The sequence below is a fragment of the Ruminiclostridium sufflavum DSM 19573 genome (assembly GCF_003208175.1).
Lineage (GTDB): Bacteria > Bacillota > Clostridia > Acetivibrionales > DSM-1351 > Ruminiclostridium > Ruminiclostridium sufflavum.
In genome coordinates this window covers 1,721-4,182 of sequence record NZ_QKMR01000026.1, presented here as the reverse complement: position 1 = coordinate 4,182, position 2,462 = coordinate 1,721, and the positions used below count along the sequence as shown (strand labels likewise).

At 46.2% G+C, this 2,462-nt stretch carries 3 protein-coding genes; all 3 read right to left on the bottom strand.

All coding sequences use genetic code 11. The annotated features are described in order from the left end of the window. Positions 1-728: NTTRR-F1 domain (locus tag LY28_RS19715; protein WP_278303908.1), on the bottom strand; the 728-nt coding region annotated here is incomplete at its 3' end. Positions 729-1,475: 747 nt separating this feature from the next. Continuing rightward, positions 1,476-1,706: a hypothetical protein gene (locus LY28_RS19590; RefSeq protein WP_242981387.1), complete on the bottom strand. Its 231-nt coding sequence runs from the start codon at positions 1,704-1,706 to the stop codon at positions 1,476-1,478. Positions 1,707-2,179: 473 nt separating this feature from the next. Continuing rightward, on the bottom strand, positions 2,180-2,462 hold a 283-nt coding region (locus LY28_RS19585), incomplete at its 5' end, for a hypothetical protein (RefSeq protein ID WP_242981385.1).

Sequence of the window (2,462 nt, the reverse complement as noted above, 5' to 3'; positions counted from 1 at the left end):
GGACCAGTAGGACCGGGAGCACAACCGCCGGGACCGGTAGGACCGACAGGACCAGTAGGGCCGGTCGGACCAGTAGGACCGGGAGCACAACCGCCGGGACCGGTAGGACCAACAGGACCAGTAGGGCCAGTAGGACCGGGAGCACAACCGCCAGGGCCGGTGGGACCAACAGGGCCAGTAGGACCGGTAGGACCAATGCAACAAGGACCAGTAGGACCGGTAGGACCAGTGGGACCGGTAGGACCAACAGGACCGGTAGGACTAATTGGCCCTTCTAATATGGATACATCGTCGACAAGAACATTTGAAGAACAGGGAAGAGTATTTTTACTGATAGATAAAATGGCGAAGGCTGTTCCGGCAGGTGCTACGAATGTGGTTCCAACAACTTTAAGCCAATCATTTCCGCTTATATTAGGTAGATCATTCTCTGAAATACTTATTACGAGACCTGTTCCAAGAAAATTAAATGCCGCATCAAAGTATGAGAGAACAATAGATACTATAGGATTTGGAAATGCTCCAACCTTAGCCAGATAAGCACTGACCTCCACAGGCTGGCTGAAATCACCGTAAACAGTTTGATATATAACAGATGTACCATTCTGCAATTGTGCAGAATAATTTCCTGTATGACTGTATAGAGATGTTATTATTGATTCAACTTCACTCCATGGGGGAAAAGAACCTGTTTCAAAGCCGCCATTTACAATAAGCTCAATAGCCATATTTTTACTCACCTCCTTAAATAATTGTGAATTGTTTGGAGCATACTGAAAATGAAGTATGCTCTATAGATAATATATGTTAAGCCTATATGGCTTGTTACTTATGTTAACTGATATTTAAAGATTATTTCTTATCAGGGCTTTAATATTATTAAAGCATGTAGAAAAACAGTGCTGAATATTAACTTTAATAGTTAACACTTAAACATAAATTGTATTCGAATAAATATCCTGGAAATATTACGCGACACTGCCAGTATAGGTTGTGAATTTAAGAGGGATATAAACACAGAGGGTACAGCTGTAAATATTGACATAGCCAAAGACGTACTTGCGGAGTAAGAAAGACGGAAAGTAACATAACAAACTGTTATACAAGCAGAACTTTCCACCTGTGGATAAATTATAAATACTGTTAAAGGAGAAACAGAACCAGCAGGCATTATAATAAAATTGCAAAGAACAACAAAATAAAATATGAGCTGTCACATTACACAGTGTATCGCCTAATTTGACAAGATAGGCAGTATTTTTATATCTGAATATAGAAAATAGGTCAAGCTCGGGTGATATCGGAGGGTTTAATAAACGCCTACACTTTGCTTTGCGAAGTCGTGTGCCAAAAGTTACCCCCCTTTTTGGAATCCCCAATAGATAAATATTAGAACAAATCGCCAGCTATGAAAAAGCTGACGATTTGTTCTTTGTTTAGTCTGCGTAGTGAATCCTCGCTATACGGATGACTAATCAAGTGATAGCTACCGATGCGGTCATATTGGCATCAAAATTAACTGCACCTGTGGATGGATCGGTTGTCAATGACACTACAATTAAAAGAAGTGCTGATTCACTCACCGTCAAAGGTGGATTCATTGTAAAAGTCATTGTGTCATAATCACCAACTGCAGCCGAGCTAGGAAGAGTGAATGAAACAAAGGCTCCCGTCGCTTCAAAGGTGTTGCTTGGCGGATCTGACACATACAGTTCTGCTCTTAGAATTGCGTTTGGTCCAGCTGTGACTGCTGTTGTACAAACATAAAATGCGGAAAATGAATTGATAGAACCAGCGCGTGGTACAGGCTGTGAAAAACCCATCACGGCTGTGTTAGATGCATCTACTACAATTGGCGAAAGAGTTGTAGCTCCTGAAATATACCCGTGGCCTGCAACCCCGAATAAACTAAGCCGTCCAAAATCACCATTTGATTCAGATCTGGCCTCAAGCCCTCCGTTGCTTGAAAACGACATGATAGCATTGCCTGGACCGGTTGGACCGGTGGGCCCTGTCGCTCCAGTGGCACCAGTAGGGCCAGTGGGACCAACAGGTCCAGTGACACCAACAGCAGGACCAGTAGGGCCGGTAGCACCAGCGGGTCCAGTAGCACCATCAGCACCGGTAGTACCAGCGGGTCCAGTAGGACCGGCAGGACCAGTAGAACCGACAGGTCCAGTTATACCAGCAGGTCCAGTAGTACCAGCGGGTCCAGTAAGACCGGCAGGGCCAGTAGCGCCGACAGAGCCAGTAGCACCATCAGGCCCAGTAGCACCAGTAGGGCCAGTAGCGCCGGCAGGGCCAGTAGTGCCGGCAGGTCCGGTAGCACCAGCAGGGCCAGTAGAACCGGCAGGACCAGTTGCACCAGCAGGGCCAGTAGAACCGGCAAGACCAGTAGCACCAGCGGGACCAGTAGGGCCAGTAGCACCATCAGAGCCAGTAGGGCCGGTAGCACCAGCGGG